We start from the raw sequence: 15921 nt of genomic DNA, 5'->3' as shown, positions 1-15921 counted from the left end.
GTCGGAATTGACCTGGACGGACTGAACTATTTCGGCCGCGCCATGACCGCCAACGGACAGGTTCGCACCGCACCCGTGCGTCTGGACAGTATCGCTCTCGGTCCCTTCTCCGACACCGGCCTTTCGGCATGGGTGAACGAGGGGGACATGGACCAGTCGCTTCTGGGCATGGATTATCTTCAACGCTTTTCGCAGATGAGCTTTGCTAACGGAACGCTTAACCTAAGGCGCTAGTCCGGCAATCCGGCTTTCAACATCGAAGACCGAAACGCCTCGCCCAACGCTTCAATCTTGAACGGAGTCAGCGCCGCAAACTTTCTGGCCGAAAACTGCGGGTTGATAGACAAAACCGCTGCAACGCATTTTGCGACCTCTTTCAAGCCGCCGAAATCCTCATGAATCACCGCCAGCCGGACTTGCGACAACAAACTGTCGGGTATTCGTGTTTCGAGATGCTTGTAAACAACTCTAGCCTATTCCAGATCGCCCATGCCACGATAAACGCCCCCCAAATGGGTCAGATACCAGTCCGGGCAATAGGGCGACAGCCGCATCACCTTGCGCATACTATTCAGCGCCGCCCCGAATTCACCGCAATAGTTATGTGCAATGCCCTGCGCGCGTGAAACAGAGACACGGTCGGGCGTAGTTCAACCGCCTTTTTCAGACTGGCAATCGCACCTTCGAAATCCCCCTGGTTCGTCAAGATGTACCCCCGCAAGTCGTAGGCGTCGGCCATACTGGTGTTCTGCTCCAACAGCTTGTCGCTCAAAGCGCGTGCTTCAGCAAAAGCGCTCCCTGCATTCGCCATGAACCCAAACCGCGCCCCAGCGGCCAGCGGCCAGCCCAACCTGACGTACATCAACTGACCGCCCCTTGCATACAAAGGTGGAGTTGCGGGCCATCACGAACAGGCCGCCGATATGGGACAGCGCGGTGATGATATCCTCGGTCAGACCATCGGCGAAAAGATCCTGCTTCGCATCACCGGACATGTTGTCCAAGGGCAGAACCGCAATCGACGGCTGTTCGGGGATTTCCAGCCGCTCTCCGGTCAGAACCTCAAAGGTTTCGGCCGTCAGCCGCGCCGGATCAGGATCGATCCCAAAGGCGTGAACCTCGCCTTCGATGTTCTTCAGCTTTTGCCGCTCCAGATCGATAAAATGCACAATCAGCCTGCGTTCCAAATCCGCCTCACAAAAAAAAGCAACGCTCCCCGAACGGCTTGCTTTCAAAAGCATGCGCCGTCACGGCCTCTTTTCAAACCACGGGACGCGGTTTCTCAAAACGACCACGACGCCGGATCAACCGCCTTCGGCCTTCCTTATCGCGGACACCTCCGCTCCGGGTGTCAGATCGGTTTCCAGAAACGATCCGGTTTCAGGCAGTTCCAGATGCAGCGAGGCGGTATGGTCGATCTCTAACCGTCCCGATACCAGCGAATAGTCCAGCACGTGACCGCCAGTCTTCAAATCCTCGGAAATAAAGTGCAGATGATAACCCGGCACACCGATCCCGACAGCATAATCCGGACAGCGAAAACCCAGGATCGTACCCGTTACATCCCGCAAGTCGAACTCGGCCTGATTTTTGACCACCTCCAGCAACGGTGGATAGGGCGGCTCCTGGCGCGAGACATTGCGATACCCGACTCGACCGATCCGGCCCGTGAACCGGACCGCGTAAAACAGGTTGCGCGACTGCGCGATTTTGTCCAGTCCAGCTTCGAACGCAGCCTTTTCGACCGGTTGCGAGACAACCAATTCAACATCCGGCTCGAATGGCAGGACCGCCGCATAAGGCGTCACCGCATCATCAGGTGCGATGGCCGCCCTGCCATCGTCGGTCAGGCGATAGGCAACGCCCGCATGCACGATCATCTCACCATCCAGCGCGTTGAAGGTACCAAGTCCGAAATCGCCATGACGCAACAATTCGTCTACAGTTAATTCGCCGTCATAGACCCCCTGCATCACCGCGCTCAGCAACGATGCCTGATAGTATTCATGCAGATGGTCGTGCGGCCGAAAGACGTGCTTTGCATTGTGGGCCGCAACGGCGGCTGCAAACGTCAATTCCTCGTCCTGTGGCATTAGGACATCCTTTTGCGTTCAGAGCTACCAGCCTAACAGGAAATCCGCTTTCAGGCTTCCGCCTTTTTCTCCCACTGGCCCGATTCTTCCGACCAGTACTGCGCGGCGCATCCCGCGCCGGTCAGCGCCTTCCACTGTCTCCGCGCCCATTCAATCGCCTCCGGGTCGGTGCCATCGAACAGGATACAGACCCGTTCAAGCGCCGCAACCTCGGCTGGCTCTACCTTCGCGCCGTCAATCGCCATCACACAGTCCGGGTTGTTTGCAGCTTCTGGCTCGGTCGTAAGCAAAACGGGTTGCATTGCGTCATGCGGCCCGCCCGACACACCATGCGGCAGGAACGACTCTTCCGGTCCCAGCCACAGTTTCTCGTCCAGCCAGTCAAGCCGCCCCTTGTCGGTACCACGCACCGAGATCCGCCACCCGGCCTGCCGCGCTTTGTTGAGGAGCACCGGCAAGGTCTCCTCCAAGGGGCGTCTGGTCAGGTGATAGAAATAGGCGGCCCCCATGATTATTGCTCGAAATGGTCCTGTATCAACCGGCTGAGCGCCCGAACGCCCCACCCTGTTGCGCCCTTGGGGGCATAAGACGTTTCCTTGGACACGGACGCCACCCCGGCAATATCGAGGTGAATCCAAGGCGTTTCATCCTTGACGAAGCGCTGAAGGAACTGCGCCGCCGTGATCGACCCCGCCGGGCGCCCGCCCACGTTCTTCATGTCGGCGATCTGAGACTTGAGCATCTCGTCATAGGCCTTGTCCAAAGGCATCCGCCACGCGCCCTCATCCTCGGCCTCTGCTGCACGGAGGAACGCGTTGCACAGCATGTCATTGTTGGAAAACACGCCCGCATTCTCGTGCCCCAATCCGATGATGATCGCCCCTGTCAGGGTCGCAAGATCAATCATCCCCACCGGGTTGAAGCGCTCCTGCGCGTACCACATCACGTCACACAGAACCAGGCGACCCTCGGCATCGGTATTGATGATCTCGACCGTGTCGCCCTTCATCGATCTGATCACGTCACCGGGGCGCGTTGCACGGCCCGAGGGCATGTTCTCGACCAGACCGACAAGTCCCACGACGTTCGCCTTGGCTTTGCGCAGCGCCAGCGCGCGCATAGTGCCCGCCACAACGCCCGCGCCCGCCATGTCCATGGTCATCTCTTCCATGCCCGCGGCAGGTTTCAGCGAGATGCCACCGGTGTCGAACACCACGCCCTTTCCGACCAGCGCCAGCGGCGCGTCGTTATTGTCGCCGCCTTTCCATTGCATAACCACGACCTTCGACGGGCTGTCCGAGCCTTGCCCCACGCTCAACAGCGTGCGCATTCCCAGCTCGGCCAGTTGTTCCTCGTCCAGAACCTCGACCTCCAGACCCAGCGCCTCCATCTCTTTCAGACGATTGGCGAATTCGGTGGTAGTAAGCACATTCGCAGGCTCGTTGGTCAGATCGCGGGTCATCAGAACCCCTTCGGCCACCGACCGCAGCGGTGCGAAAGCGGCCTCGGCCTCCTCCGGTTTGCCATGGCAGATGGTGATCTCGCCCTGCTCGCTGGGGTTTTCCGGATCGTCCGATTTGTGCGCGTCAAAACTGTAGCTGCGCAGCGCAAGACCCATTGCCAGATCCTCGATACGCACCTGATTGCCCGCCATCACCAGCAGGGATTTTCCATTCGCCGCCTTGGCAAGATCGGCCCCAGCCTTACGCGCCTGATCCGCATCCGGTCGGCGCGACAACACCAGCACGTCCAGTGCCTCTGCCTTCATGCCACTGGGCCAAGCCATCGAAAAAACCTGCCCCGCTTTAGCCTTTTCGAACCGTTCGCTTTCGATCAGCCGCGCCACCGCGCCCTTGGTCAGTCGGTTAGCACGCCGCACTGCAGGGCTCATCTTGCCCTCGGGCGGCACAATAATCGCCACCCGCCCGCCTGCTTCGACCATCGCGTCCAGGTCAGTGGGCTGAAAACGGATCGGGGTCAGACTGCTCATTTGGCTCTCCTCAACATCTTTCCGCCCAGAGGTAACGCGCTGCGGGCAGGATGACCAGATAGCAGTTTTCCCCGCCTTTCAATTCGACTATGGTCCCCGGAAAACGACTGGCAGGTTCCGGGGGATCACAGTGACTCGATACAGCAGACATATGCTGTCGCGCTTGATGTGTTGTTCTGGCTTCCTTCCCCCGATTCCGTCGAATCGAACGGCGGAGCAGACACAGTGATCCTCGACCGCTATTTCGCACGCCGTTTTGTGCAAAGCTTTCTGTTTATCGGAATGGTGTTTCTGACGCTGATCATGCTGATCGACATGATCGAGCAGGTGCGCCGGTTCGAGGATTACGGGCTGAGCTTCGGACAGCTTTTACAGCTCACCCTTCTGAACACACCAGCCGCCATCAACGAGATGCTGCCACTTTTGATGATCCTGTCGACCATCGTTCTGTTCATCGGACTGGCACGCAGCTCGGAACTGGTGGTCACCCGTGCCATTGGCAGGTCCGGAATTCGAGCCCTGGCCGCACCGGTATTTGTCGCCGTTGTCATCGGTCTGCTGAGTGTGGGCATGCTGAATCCGATCGTCGCCGCAACCGCCGAAAAGTATCAGCGCCTCGCCGAAGGGTACCGAAGCGACGGCGCCTCTGCCCTGTCGATCAGCCGCGAAGGTCTGTGGCTACGCCAAGGTTCAGAAACAGGGCAATCGGTGATTCACGCTACGGGAACCGAGACGCTGGGCGGATTCACCCTGCTCGACGTCACCATTCTGACCTATTCCAACGCGGGCATACCCATTCGCCAGATCGTGGCCGATAGTGCCCGTTTGTCCGACCGGGCATGGGTTCTGGAAAACGCCAAGGCCTGGCCGCTCATTTCGGGACTCAACCCCGAGGTCAACGCCGCGGTTCACGAACGCCTGGAAATCCCAACCACGCTGACGCAAGACCGCATTCTCGACACGCTCGGCCAACAGGACACGATCTCAGTGTACGATCTGCCTCAACTGATCCGCGATCTGCGTCAGGCCGGTTTCTCGACAAAGCAATACGAAGTGTGGCTGCATGCCCAGTTGGCACGTCCGCTATTCCTGATTTCTATGGTTCTGGTTGGTGCGGTCTTCACAATGCGCCATGTCCGCTTTGGCGGTACCGGCATTTCGGTTCTGACAGCAGTTTTGTTGGGTTTTGCACTCTATTTCATGCGCAACTTTGCCCAGATACTGGGACAGAACGGCCAGCTTCCGGTTCTGCTCGCTGCATGGGCTCCGCCGGTTGCCTCGATCCTGCTGTCCATCGGCCTGCTCCTGCACGCGGAGGACGGCTGATGCGGTACTTCTTTCCGGCATTCGTTGCCGGCATGTCCCTGATCTGTCCGTATCACTACGCGCAGGCGCAGACCAGCAGCGGGCCGGTTTCCGACCAGACGAGCGAACAACCCAAGGTGCAACCCGCTTTGCTGGTGGCCGATCGGGTCTTTATCACCGCTGACCGCCAGCTTGTCGCCGAAGGCAATGTCGAGGCCTATCAAGGCGAGGTGCGCCTGCGCGCCCGTAAGATCACCTTCGACCGCACCACCGGCCAGCTTTCGATCGAAGGCCCCATACGCATTGATCAAGGCGGCTCGATCACGATTCTGGCGGATGCGGCCGAACTGGATGAGGGCATGCAGAACGGTCTGCTGCAAGGCGCCCGTTTGGTTTTCGAACAACAGATTCAGCTTGCCGCACAGCAAATGACCCGCGTTGGCGGGCGGTATACCCAGCTCTACAAAACCTCGGCCACCTCGTGTCAGGTCTGCGACGACGGCAAACCGCCCCTGTGGCAGATCCGCGCACAAAAGATCACGCATGACCAGCTTGAACGGCAGCTATATTTCGAAAACGCCCAACTGCGCATTCTCGACGTGCCGGTTTTTTACTTTCCTGCCTTGCGCCTGCCCGACCCTACGCTGGAGCGCGCGACCGGGTTTCTGGTGCCGTCTATCCGCACGACATCGCAACTCGAAACCGGCATCAAGGTTCCTTATTTCTTCAAACTTGGCGATCATAAGGACCTGACGCTGACGCCATATCTGTCGCCACGTACGCGCACGCTTGGATACCGTTATCGCCAGGCCTTCAAGAACGGTCGGATCGTGATTGAAGGCGCACAAACAGACGACGATCTGTACCCCGGCGAGGCTCGCGGTTACCTCTTCGCAGGCGGCGCCTTTTCAGTCTGGAACGACTATCGCCTGACCTTCGATCTTAAGGCGGTATCCGATGACGCCTATCTTGTCGATTACGGCCTTCCCGATCTTGACCGCCTGCGCAGTGAAATCGCACTGGAAAAGATCAAACGCGACAAAGCCTTTCGCACGAGCTTCATCCACTACAAGACGCTGCGCGAAAGCGAGAATCAGGACGACATCCCTTCGCGCATTTTTGACGTGAATTTCGAACAGCGTTTCTTTCCAGCCGCGATCGGCGGTGAGGTGCGTCTGGCATTTGATGGCCACGGGCACCAGCGCACCAGCACCGAGGATGTCGTAGGGCGCGATGTGGCCAGCGCGACGTTTGACGCTGAATGGTTCCGGTCATGGATATTCCGCAATGGCTTGCGCGCCGACTGGCAAATCGGCGCAGCAGCAGACAAGTTCCGCATCTGGGACGACAGCACCTTCCCCAGCGAGGTGACCCGTATCACCCCACGCACGGCTCTGACCCTGCGTTATCCGATGTCTCTGGTTACCGCCTCCGGCGTCACTCAGACCCTCGAACCAATCGCCCAAATCGGATGGACCAACGTCTCGGACAGTGACGTGCCAAACGACGAAAGCCAGTTCGTCGAATTCGACCAGGGCAACCTGCTGTCGCTGTCGCGTTTTCCCGCAGATGACCAGCGCGAGGACGGAACCACCGCCGTTCTCGGCTTGAACTGGGCAATGTATGACCCGCGCGGATGGCAGACCTACGCAACACTCGGCGGCGTGTTCCGCGACCCCGCCGATCCTCGTTTTTCCAAGACCTCCGGTCTGGATGGCGTCACGTCCGATTTACTCATGGCCGGTCAGATCAGATCCGACAACGGCTGGTCCCTGACCGCCCGTGGTCTGCTGAACGGCCAGTTCAACTTTGACAAAGTGGAACTGCGGGGCGACTGGCGGGCGGATCGCGGGGGATTGACCGGAACATATGTCTGGCTGGGACGCGACCCGCAGGAAGACCGAGATCAGGCAATTTCCGAGGTCTGGCTCAATGGTCGCTACATTCTGTCCCAGAACTGGACCACCCGTGCCGAAATCCGGTATGACATCAACGACTCGCGCGCAATCAACGCCGGGTTCGGATTGGCCTATCAGAACGAATGCGTAACCGTTAACTTCTCCGTCAGGCGGCGCTTTACCGAAACATCGAGTATTGAGCCCACGACCGATTTCGGGTTTACCGTTGCCCTGACTGGTTACGCGGTTGAAGGCGGGAACAAGACATACAGGCGAACATGCACTTGAATATGAGTATTCCGACACGACCACTGATGCGCTGGCTGAAATCAATGATCCCGGCGCTGGTCTCAGCCGCCGTGCTGCTACCTGGAGACACCTCCGCGCAAAGCCTGTTCGCCCCCGCCATCAAGGTCAATCAGGACGTGGTGACCTGGTACGAGTTGGACCAGAGGATGCGGTTCATGGAGCTTTTGGGTATTCCTGGATCGTCCGAGGAGGAGGTTCGCAAAACCCTGATAGACGACAGGCTTCGGCGCCAGGCTATCAAGGACGCCGGGATCGAGATTGCACCCGAAGATGTTCAGGTTGGGATCGACGAGTTCGCTTCGCGCGGGCAGTTGTCCTCCGAGGAATTTTTGAAACTTCTGGGCGATCAGGGCATCGCTCCTGAAACCGTCCGTGATTTTATCAAGAATCAGCTGGAATGGCGCGACTATATCAGCGCACGCTACATCTCCCGTGCACGCCCCTCCGACGACGAGATCGACCGCGCAATGGGAAATTCCAGCACCGGTGGCCTGCAGGTCCTGCTGTCGGAAATCATCATCCCGGTCAATCAGCAGACCCTCGCCCAAGCCGAGGATCTGGCGCTGCAGATTTCGCAGCTTGACAACTACGACGCCTTTTCCACTGCCGCCACGCAATATTCCGCATCCGACACGCGCAACAATGGCGGGCGGCTCGACTGGCTGCCTCTCAACAACCTTCCGCCGGCGTTACAGCCCGTGATTCTGGCGCTCAATCCCGGCGACATCACAGAGCCGGTTACGCTACCCAACGCCATCGCCCTGTTCCAGATGCGCGGCATCCGCGAGGCCGCCAGCGGAACGCCGAACTACGCCAAGATCGACTATGCCGCCTACTATCTGGCGGGCGGACGCAGCCCCGAAACCCTCCAGACTGCGGCCGAGCTTCGCGAGAGCATAGATACCTGCGATGACCTCTACGCCAAGGCGCTGGGTCAACCGTCCGAGGTGCTTGACCGCGTTTCGGCGAGTCCCTCCGAAATCCCGCGCGACATCGCGCTGGAACTGGCTCGTCTCGATCCCGGCGAAAGCTCTACTGCGCTGACCCGCAACAACGGGCAGACGCTGATCTTCCTAATGCTGTGCAACCGTGTGCAGGATTTTGGCGCGGACGTCTCGCGTCAGGATGTGGCAAACGCGCTGGCGCAACAACGTCTGCAAGCCTTTGCCGACAGCCTGCTGGAGCAGTTGCGCGCCGACGCCCATATCATCGAACAATGAGCGCGCCGATTGCCCTGAGCTGCGGCGAACCTTCGGGCATAGGCCCCGAGATTGCCGCCAAGGCCTGGGACCGGTTACGCGATACCTGCCCGTTCTTCTGGATCGGCGATCCGTCGCACCTACCCACCGGCACACCGGTCGCCGAAATCTCCGATCCCGCCGAGACCGCAAGCGCCTGCGCCACGGCGCTGCCGGTGCTGACCCTGCCTTTTGCGGCCCCGGCACGCCCCGGCCAGCCGGAACCGGCCAACGCCTCCGGCGTGATTTCCGCCATCGAAAGGGCGGTCTCTCTGGTTTTATCCGGTGCGGCATCTGCTCTCTGCACGGCGCCAATTCACAAGAAGGCACTGATCGACGGGGCCGGGTTTGCCTATCCCGGTCATACCGAATTTCTCGCCGCCCTCGCGGCCCGCGACCGCGTGGTGATGATGCTGGCCAGCGACCAGCTCCGTGTTGTTCCGGCGACGATCCACATCGCTCTGGCAGATGTTCCTACTCGCCTGACCGCCGATCTGCTGCGTGACACCATCGCTATCACGGCCCAGGGGTTGCGAACCCAGTTCGGAATCGCGCATCCCCGTATTGCAGTGGCGGGTCTCAACCCCCATGCTGGTGAAAGCGGTGCCATGGGGCGCGAGGAGCTGGACTGGATCGCGCCACTGATTGCCGAAATGCAATCGGAAGATATGACCCTGACAGGGCCGCACCCGGCCGACACGATGTTCCACGCCGCCGCGCGGGCGCGCTATGACGCGGCCATCGCCATGTACCACGATCAGGCCCTGATCCCGATCAAGACGCTCGATTTCGACCGCGGTGTGAACGTCACGCTTGGCCTGCCTTTCATCCGCACCTCTCCCGATCATGGTACCGCCTTCGATATCGCAGGACAGGGCATTGCCACCCCCTCCAGCTTGATCGAAGCCCTGAAACTTGCCCAACGCATGGCACAAAAACCTTGATCCTTCACGTGGCTGGAAATATCCCCGCCGCAGGCAAGAATTCTCTGGCGCATCCCCTCCATTCCGCGCCACGGTAACCGGATCATGAGTGCAATCGACCCCCTCCCCCCGCTGCGCGAAGTTATCGCCAAGCACCAACTGTCGGCCCGCAAATCGCTGGGCCAAAACTTTCTGCTTGATCTGAACCTCACCGCCAAGATCGCGCGTCAGGCTGGAAACCTGACCGACTGCGACGTGCTGGAAATCGGGCCCGGCCCGGGTGGCCTGACCCGCGGGCTGCTTTCTGAGGGCGCGCGCAAGGTGGTTGCGGTCGAAAAAGACACCCGCTGCATTGCCGCACTCAACGAGATCGCCACTGTTTATCCGGATCGCCTCGACATCATCAATGGCGACGCGCTCGAAATCGATCCGCTGCAACACCTGACCCCGCCAATCCGCATCACTGCCAACCTGCCCTACAATATCGGCACCGAACTACTGGTGCGTTGGTTGACCCCTCCGGAATGGCCGCCCTTCTGGCAGAGCCTGACCCTGATGTTCCAACGCGAAGTGGCCGAGCGCATTGTCGCCCAGCCCGGAGGCAAGGCCTATGGCCGCTTAGCCATCCTTGCCCAATGGCGATCCGAGGCGCGCATCGCAATGTCCCTACCCCCCGGTGCCTTCACGCCACCGCCCAAGGTCTCAAGCGCGGTGGTGCATCTGACCGCCCTGCCCGAACCGCGCTTTCCCGCCGATGCCGCCACACTGTCGCGCGTCGTCGCCGCAGCCTTTAACCAGCGCCGCAAGATGCTGCGCGCCTCGCTCAAGGGCGCCGCCCCTGATATCGAAGATCGTTTATTGGCGGCGGGCATCCAACCTACCGAACGCGCAGAACAGGTCTCGATTGAGGCGTTCTGCGCACTGGCACGGGAAATCGCGAAATAGCCTCAGATCACCTGCGTTCCGCCGCCGTGATGCACCGCATCCACGATGAACCGGTCCGCCGCTTCGACCACTTCGGCGATTTCGCGTCGCTGCTCCTCGCTCAACACGCCGCCTTCTGGGGTTGAACCGATCGCGGCCAGCGCCTTGTCGCGGGCCACCTCGAACGCGGTGCGGCGGCCCGATTTCTCGTAATCGTCGCGCCCCTGCCGCAAGAAGACATCCGGTTGATGCTGATCCCGGCACAGCGCCAGTGTGTGGGTACTATCCAGGAAATGGCCACCTGCGCGCACCTTCAGCATCTCGTCCCAGTTCAGGCTTTCCGCGTTAATCTCGACCGGCTGCATGAACCGTCGCACCATCGCCCCAATCTCGTCATCCAGAACGGCCTGAACCGGGCTGAACACGGTGGCACACTCCAGTTGTCCGACGCCGCCCAGAATATCGGCCCCAGAGGTTGCGACCGTTTGCGTGATCAGCGCTCGTTCCGCCATCGATTGATGATCCGCATCCGGCGTGTCCGACCCCGATCCATAGGTATGTGTCGGCAGGTCGAACCCATACCGCATCAACTGAACCGCCATCGAAGCGGCCTGAATCGACTCAGGGCAGGATTGCAGCGCCGAGCCGGTCCGCATATCCAATGTGAACATCAGCGGCACCGCGATGACCGGCGTTCCTGGAACCAAAACATGCGCCACCGTCAGCATCGACAGGATCTCGGCAGCCGCCATCAGCACCAGCCCCGCCGAGGTCAGGGGTGCCGTTCCCCCCGCCGAAGGCAGGGAACAGGCATGCAGCGGCAAGCCCAAAGCACCAGCCTGCAGGATCACTTCGGTATCCATGTACTTGAATTCCAGTGGCGAAAAGGAACAGGTGATCACCGAGGTGATCGGATACCTGCGCAGCGTGTCCTCACCCCCTGCAGCAATTGCCGCCACCTTCAGCAGGAACTCGATGTTCTCCTTGCCATAGGGTTGCATCCAGCAATGTTTGTTGGTGTGCGACACCATCTCGGCAAAGGAATGTACGTCCGAAGTCACCTCGGGCACGCCATGCACAAAAGGATGGGCGATGAAGCCGACCTGATCAAGGCCGCTTGCCACAGCAGCCATCTCACGCACTGCCTTGAGGTCCAGATTGCGATAGCGCGAATCTCGGGGATCGACATAACCGTGCGCGCCGGTGCCAGTGCGCATAATGAACCCGCCATCGGCACGCGGAATGGGCAGGTCCAGTTCGCGGGTCTTTCCGGCCAGCGTGAACGCGCGAGGCGCGGCGGTCAACGCCTCCTCGACCAGTTCGCGGGGAAAGCGCAACCGGTCGGCATCCCGGCCTTGCGTCGCACCTGCGGCCAACAGTGCCTCGCGCGCTTTGGGGTGGATGACGACCACGCCATAATCCGCAAGCAGGTCGAGGCTGCGGGCGCGCATCACCTCGATCTCAGCATCGCTCAGAAAACCGAATCGCGTCCCGGCCAGGGAGGCAGGCGATAGCTGAAAGGCGCCGGGTGCCTTGATTTCAGGCGCAGGGGTAGACCGACGGCGGTTACGACGGGTGGGGGTTCTGATATCTGTTTCCATAACTTGATCCCGAAAAATGGAAGTTCCAGGGCGTTATGGCACACACCGATTAAGCTCACTGCCTGCCGACTTGAGCTGCGCGAGATTAGGAATGTCGAACGCATCAGTCAATTGCCCGCTGACATCACGGTAAAAGAAAGGCGCCGCCCCGCAACCGGAACGGCGCTCTTCCAATCCTGACAGATCGAATTATTCTGCGGCTTCAGCCGGCCCACCATCGTTTGGCGAAGGCTGACCCGACTCGGACGTTGCGACCTCTTCAGGCTGTTTCTTTACGCGTGGGCGACGCGGCGCCTTTTTGGGCTTGGGTTCTTCCCCCGCTTCCGCTTTCTCGGCTCTTTTCGCCCTCGGCTTGCTCTCCGGCGTTTCGACCAGACCATGGTCCTCACCCGCGCCGGTCTCGCTCAAGTCCAGAACATCTGGCTGCGGTGTCTGTGCCGGATCCGCTTGTTGTGTCGCGGCCTCGCGCTCCTGACGCTCGGCGCGTTCGCGGTCGCGCTCGGCCTGCCGCTCGCGGTTCTGCCGCTCCTGCTCCTCGCGACGCGCATCGATCTCGCGCTGGGCTTCGCCCAACATACGCAGATAGTGCTCGGCGTGCTGCTGGAAATTCTCGGCCGCAACCCGGTCATTACCCAGTTGCGCATCACGGGCCAACTGGTTGTACTTGTCGATGATCTGCTGCGGCGTACCACGCACTTTTCCTTCGGGTCCGGAACTGTCGAACACCCGATTGACAACATTACCGCCAGTAGGACGGTTGCGGTTATTCTTCGCCCGCGAGCGGGATTTGGAAGATCTCATTTTATCTAACGTCAGCCTTGTACTTCGCTGCCGATCAACCCGTAACTTATGCCTTTCCGAGGCCTTTTGATGTGACGAGAAGTCGACTTTTTTGGGCTTATTGTCGGAGGCGAGCTGAGAAAGCGTCAACCTCATCGACATCCCTGAGTAAACACGTCCTGACGGCACAGACAAGAGGGGATCGGCGAATTTCGCGGCTTTTTTATCCCAACAAGCGTTTTTCGGCCCTTTTTGCCACATCTAGATCGGCGAACGGGCCGAAATCACACGATCTCGGCCATCGAGATCCGGAATGGCGCGGATATCCGCCAGCCCGGCTGCATCGAACAGGGTGCTCACCTGCCGCGCTTGTGTCGGGCCGATCTCTACTAAAATCCGTCCACCGGGCAACAGGTAATCCGGCGCGCCCGCAGCGATCCGCCGATAGGCGCCCAACCCGTCGCCCTCGTCGGTCAGGGCAAGGCGTGGTTCATGCTCGCGCACTTCTGCCGACAGGCCTTCCATCTCATCCAGGGCGATATAAGGCGGATTAGACACGATCAAGTCGAACGTCCCGCCGACGCGCCCGAACCAATCGGATTGAATAATGCCCGCCCGATCCTGCACACGGTGCATCACTGCGTTGGCACTGGCCTGCAGGCAAGCGGCTTCGCTCACATCGACGCCCACGCCCATGGCGCTTGGCCGTTCGGCCAACAGCGTCACCAAAATGCAGCCCGACCCGACCCCCAGATCCAATACCCGGTCGAACGGCTCGCTGAGAGCCACCTCGACCAATGTCTCGGTTTCCGGACGCGGGTCCAGCACATCACGGCTGACCTTGAACCGACGGCCGTAGAAATCCCGCTCGCCCAGCAGATGCGACACCGGTACCCGGATGGCCCGCAGCGAGATCAACTGCTCGTAGCGGTCCGATATTTCCGGCGACAGTTCGTCAGGGGCAATCAGCGTTACCCGGCTCGCTTCAATCCGCGCCGCATGGGCCAGCAAAAGCCGCGCGTCGCGCGCCGGATCGGCCACGCCCGCCGCCCGCAACCGCGCGGTAGCAGCCACCATGGCCTGCGCCGCTGTCTGTAAGCCGGTCACTGCGCCATCTCCGCCAAAAGCCGCGCCTGATCGTCGGCGGTCAACGCGTCGATCACCTCATCCAGATCGCCCTGCATCACCTGATCCAGTTTGTAGAGCGTCAGGTTGATCCGGTGATCGGTCATCCGACCCTGCGGAAAGTTGTAGGTCCGGATGCGCTCCGACCGGTCGCCTGACCCCACCTGGCTGGCGCGGTTGGCTGAGCGTTCGCTGTCTATGCGCTGACGCTCCAGATCGTACAGTCGCGTTTTGAGCACCTGCATCGCGATCTCGCGGTTGCGGTGTTGCGATTTCTCAGAACTTGTCACCACGATGCCGGTCGGCAAGTGCGTGATCCGTACCGCCGAATCGGTAGTGTTCACATGCTGACCGCCCGCACCAGAACTGCGCATGGTGTCGATGCGGATGTCGTTCGCGTCGATCTGGATGTCCACATCCTCGGCCTCGGGCAACACCGCCACCGTAGCCGCCGAAGTATGGATACGCCCACCGCTTTCCGTCTCGGGCACCCGCTGCACCCGATGCACGCCGGATTCGTACTTGAGCCGCGCAAAGACGTTGTCGCCCTTGATATGGGCCACCACTTCCTTGATGCCGCCCAGTTCGGTCTCGTGCTCTTCGATGATCTCGAGCCTCCAACCCCGTGCCTCGGCATATCGCTGGTACATTCGCAACAGATCACCGGCAAACAGCGCCGCCTCATCCCCTCCGGTTCCTGGCCTGATCTCTAGTATCGCGGGCCGAACATCGGCCTCGTCCTTGGGCAAAAGCGCCAATTGCAACGCATGTTCGGCCTCGGGAATACGTGCTTGAAGAACTGAAATTTCCTCCTCGGCCAGATCCTTCATGTCCGGGTCCGCCAACATCGACTCGGCCTCGGCCAAGTCATTCACCAGCTGCCGCCACGCCATGATCTGCTCTACCACCGGTTTCAGATCGGAATACTCCTTGGCGAGAACAGCGATATTCCCGCCCGAGGCGCCATCCGACATGGCGGCTTCGAGATACTGGAATCGCTGCGTAATCTGTTCAAGGCGTTCTTCTGGGACCATTGCGGCGGTGTCTATCATCCCAGGCCTCTGGTCAAGAGCCCAAGCCGTGCTAAACTCGGGACATGAAACGTTTGCTGATCCTGATTGGCCTGCTGGCCACGCCCGCATGGGCCGATGTCGTCGGACCCGGCGGCAAGGTGCAGGATTGCTATTGCACCGACAGCAAGGGCAGCCGGGTCGAACTGGGCGAGATGATTTGCCTGCAGGTGGATGGCCGCATGTTCATGGCGCAATGCCAGATGTCGCTGAACGTACCAATGTGGCGCGAAGTGCAGGAGGGGTGTTTGTCGTCAGGGTTGCAACCGCCCAAGCCATTCTTCAACCCGCTTCTGGTTTACCCCAAGATCTGAGCCCCCGAACCGCAGCCGCGCATGAATGCGCAAAGTGTCGCCATCCTGCTGCACGGTTGTGTAATCCGGAAATCCGAACACTCGGGTGCGAGTGATGTAAGTTACCATCCCCTCCTCCACGGACCCGATCAATACGCCTGTGCGCGGCGTCGCCCGCGCAATGGCATCCAGACGCGACAGTCCATCCGGCCCGGTTTCGACGACCCGCAACACCCCCGCCTTGAACGTCCGGTCCACATCCCCTACCGGCTCCACGTGCCACTGTGCCGGGTCGGACGGGGCAAGACGGATATATCCGAATCCTGCAACCATCACAGCCGCCACCAGCCAGAATACCACCATCCTCAGTCT

17 protein-coding genes are annotated in these 15921 nt (G+C 60.4%); 7 read left to right on the top strand and 10 right to left on the bottom strand.

The genetic code is table 11. The features are described 5' to 3' along the window. On the top strand, positions 1–234 hold a 234-nt coding region (locus AC2FLX_RS12760), incomplete at its 5' end, for a retropepsin-like aspartic protease family protein (protein ID WP_496875440.1). 337 nt (positions 235–571) lie between these two features. On the opposite strand, the gene AC2FLX_RS12755 is transcribed toward AC2FLX_RS12760, so the two are convergent. The 5 genes from AC2FLX_RS12755 to AC2FLX_RS12735 form a co-directional block, all read right to left on the bottom strand. Further along, a complete protein-coding gene (locus AC2FLX_RS12755) occupies positions 572–811 on the bottom strand; it encodes a tetratricopeptide repeat protein (RefSeq protein WP_496810114.1) in 240 nt (79 codons plus the stop codon). After that, positions 783–1187, bottom strand: a complete 405-nt coding sequence (locus tag AC2FLX_RS12750; RefSeq protein ID WP_496810115.1) for a hypothetical protein — start codon at positions 1185–1187, stop codon at positions 783–785. Before AC2FLX_RS12750 ends, AC2FLX_RS12755 begins: the two co-directional genes overlap by 29 nt. A 117-nt stretch (positions 1188–1304) precedes the next feature. Further along, positions 1305–2093 carry an acetolactate decarboxylase gene (budA, locus tag AC2FLX_RS12745; RefSeq protein WP_496810116.1) on the bottom strand — a complete coding sequence of 263 codons (789 nt, stop codon included), beginning with the start codon at positions 2091–2093 and terminating at the stop codon, positions 1305–1307. A gap of 50 nt (positions 2094–2143) precedes the next feature. Beyond that, positions 2144–2602 (bottom strand): DNA polymerase III subunit chi, encoded by a 459-nt coding sequence (locus tag AC2FLX_RS12740; protein ID WP_480750523.1) that lies wholly within the window; start codon positions 2600–2602, stop codon positions 2144–2146. A gap of 2 nt (positions 2603–2604) precedes the next feature. Beyond that, positions 2605–4083, bottom strand: coding sequence for a leucyl aminopeptidase (locus AC2FLX_RS12735; RefSeq protein WP_496810117.1), 1479 nt, complete (start codon positions 4081–4083; stop codon positions 2605–2607). 225 nt (positions 4084–4308) lie between these two features. On the opposite strand from AC2FLX_RS12735, the gene lptG reads away from it, so the two are divergent. The 5 genes from lptG to rsmA all read left to right on the top strand — a co-directional run bounded on the left by lptG (position 4309) and on the right by rsmA (position 10701). After that, positions 4309–5409 carry an LPS export ABC transporter permease LptG gene (gene lptG, locus AC2FLX_RS12730; RefSeq protein ID WP_480750521.1) on the top strand — a complete coding sequence of 367 codons (1101 nt, stop codon included), beginning with the start codon at positions 4309–4311 and terminating at the stop codon, positions 5407–5409. Further along, entirely contained in the window at positions 5409–7574 is a 2166-nt protein-coding gene (locus AC2FLX_RS12725; RefSeq protein WP_496810118.1) for an LPS-assembly protein LptD, read from the top strand. Before lptG ends, AC2FLX_RS12725 begins: the two co-directional genes overlap by 1 nt. Before the next feature lie 2 nt (positions 7575–7576). Next, a complete protein-coding gene (locus AC2FLX_RS12720) occupies positions 7577–8815 on the top strand; it encodes a peptidylprolyl isomerase (RefSeq protein ID WP_496810119.1) in 1239 nt (412 codons plus the stop codon). Then, complete coding sequence (gene pdxA, locus AC2FLX_RS12715) at positions 8812–9777, top strand: 4-hydroxythreonine-4-phosphate dehydrogenase PdxA (protein WP_480750518.1); 966 nt, start codon at positions 8812–8814, stop codon at positions 9775–9777. The genes AC2FLX_RS12720 and pdxA overlap by 4 nt, the downstream gene beginning before the upstream one ends. An 84-nt stretch (positions 9778–9861) precedes the next feature. Continuing rightward, a complete protein-coding gene (rsmA, locus tag AC2FLX_RS12710) occupies positions 9862–10701 on the top strand; it encodes a 16S rRNA (adenine(1518)-N(6)/adenine(1519)-N(6))-dimethyltransferase RsmA (protein ID WP_496744389.1) in 840 nt (279 codons plus the stop codon). A 2-nt stretch (positions 10702–10703) separates the two neighbouring features. On the opposite strand, the gene AC2FLX_RS12705 is transcribed toward rsmA, so the two are convergent. The 4 genes from AC2FLX_RS12705 to prfA all read right to left on the bottom strand — a co-directional run bounded on the left by AC2FLX_RS12705 (position 10704) and on the right by prfA (position 15220). Then, positions 10704–12281 carry a trimethylamine methyltransferase family protein gene (locus tag AC2FLX_RS12705; protein WP_496807631.1) on the bottom strand — a complete coding sequence of 526 codons (1578 nt, stop codon included), beginning with the start codon at positions 12279–12281 and terminating at the stop codon, positions 10704–10706. Between the two features lie 189 nt (positions 12282–12470). Then, complete coding sequence (locus AC2FLX_RS12700; RefSeq protein ID WP_496810129.1) at positions 12471–13082, bottom strand: DUF4167 domain-containing protein; 612 nt, start codon at positions 13080–13082, stop codon at positions 12471–12473. Positions 13083–13322: 240 nt separating this feature from the next. After that, the gene (gene prmC / locus AC2FLX_RS12695) at positions 13323–14138 is read right to left on the bottom strand and encodes a peptide chain release factor N(5)-glutamine methyltransferase (protein ID WP_496744453.1); all 816 of its coding nucleotides are present in this window, start codon (positions 14136–14138) and stop codon (positions 13323–13325) included. Between the two features lie 26 nt (positions 14139–14164). Continuing rightward, positions 14165–15220: a peptide chain release factor 1 gene (prfA, locus tag AC2FLX_RS12690; RefSeq protein WP_496810130.1), complete on the bottom strand. Its 1056-nt coding sequence runs from the start codon at positions 15218–15220 to the stop codon at positions 14165–14167. A 62-nt stretch (positions 15221–15282) separates the two neighbouring features. Here prfA and AC2FLX_RS12685 point away from each other — a divergent pair, with 62 nt between their 5' ends. Continuing rightward, positions 15283–15570: a hypothetical protein gene (locus AC2FLX_RS12685; RefSeq protein WP_480750515.1), complete on the top strand. Its 288-nt coding sequence runs from the start codon at positions 15283–15285 to the stop codon at positions 15568–15570. Here AC2FLX_RS12685 and AC2FLX_RS12680 read toward each other — a convergent pair. Further along, on the bottom strand, positions 15511–15912 hold the full coding sequence (locus tag AC2FLX_RS12680) for a DUF1499 domain-containing protein (protein ID WP_480750514.1): 402 nt from the start codon (positions 15910–15912) through the stop codon (positions 15511–15513). The two genes, AC2FLX_RS12685 and AC2FLX_RS12680, sit on opposite strands and share 60 nt — an antisense overlap. Positions 15913–15921 lie beyond the last annotated feature (9 nt).

It is taken from the genome of Ruegeria sp. YKSF57, assembly GCF_059612585.1.
The sequence above is the reverse complement of the archived record's forward strand: the minus strand, read 5'-3'. Positions and strand labels throughout refer to the sequence as shown.

What these genes read in the sequence shown, in the direction of transcription:
- AC2FLX_RS12755 (WP_496810114.1), bottom strand. Translation starts at nt 811, where the DNA reads ATGGCGAATGCAGGGAGCGCTTTTGCTGAAGCACGCGCTTTGAGCGAC.
- budA (WP_496810116.1), bottom strand. Translation starts at nt 2,093, where the DNA reads ATGCCACAGGACGAGGAATTGACGTTTGCAGCCGCCGTTGCGGCCCAC.
- AC2FLX_RS12740 (WP_480750523.1), bottom strand. Translation starts at nt 2,602, where the DNA reads ATGGGGGCCGCCTATTTCTATCACCTGACCAGACGCCCCTTGGAGGAG.
- AC2FLX_RS12735 (WP_496810117.1), bottom strand. Translation starts at nt 4,083, where the DNA reads ATGAGCAGTCTGACCCCGATCCGTTTTCAGCCCACTGACCTGGACGCG.
- AC2FLX_RS12725 (WP_496810118.1), top strand. Translation starts at nt 5,409, where the DNA reads ATGCGGTACTTCTTTCCGGCATTCGTTGCCGGCATGTCCCTGATCTGT.
- AC2FLX_RS12720 (WP_496810119.1), top strand. Translation starts at nt 7,577, where the DNA reads ATGAGTATTCCGACACGACCACTGATGCGCTGGCTGAAATCAATGATC.
- pdxA (WP_480750518.1), top strand. Translation starts at nt 8,812, where the DNA reads ATGAGCGCGCCGATTGCCCTGAGCTGCGGCGAACCTTCGGGCATAGGC.
- rsmA (WP_496744389.1), top strand. Translation starts at nt 9,862, where the DNA reads ATGAGTGCAATCGACCCCCTCCCCCCGCTGCGCGAAGTTATCGCCAAG.
- AC2FLX_RS12705 (WP_496807631.1), bottom strand. Translation starts at nt 12,281, where the DNA reads ATGGAAACAGATATCAGAACCCCCACCCGTCGTAACCGCCGTCGGTCT.
- AC2FLX_RS12700 (WP_496810129.1), bottom strand. Translation starts at nt 13,082, where the DNA reads ATGAGATCTTCCAAATCCCGCTCGCGGGCGAAGAATAACCGCAACCGT.
- prmC (WP_496744453.1), bottom strand. Translation starts at nt 14,138, where the DNA reads ATGGTGGCTGCTACCGCGCGGTTGCGGGCGGCGGGCGTGGCCGATCCG.
- prfA (WP_496810130.1), bottom strand. Translation starts at nt 15,220, where the DNA reads ATGGTCCCAGAAGAACGCCTTGAACAGATTACGCAGCGATTCCAGTAT.
- AC2FLX_RS12685 (WP_480750515.1), top strand. Translation starts at nt 15,283, where the DNA reads ATGAAACGTTTGCTGATCCTGATTGGCCTGCTGGCCACGCCCGCATGG.
- AC2FLX_RS12680 (WP_480750514.1), bottom strand. Translation starts at nt 15,912, where the DNA reads ATGGTGGTATTCTGGCTGGTGGCGGCTGTGATGGTTGCAGGATTCGGA.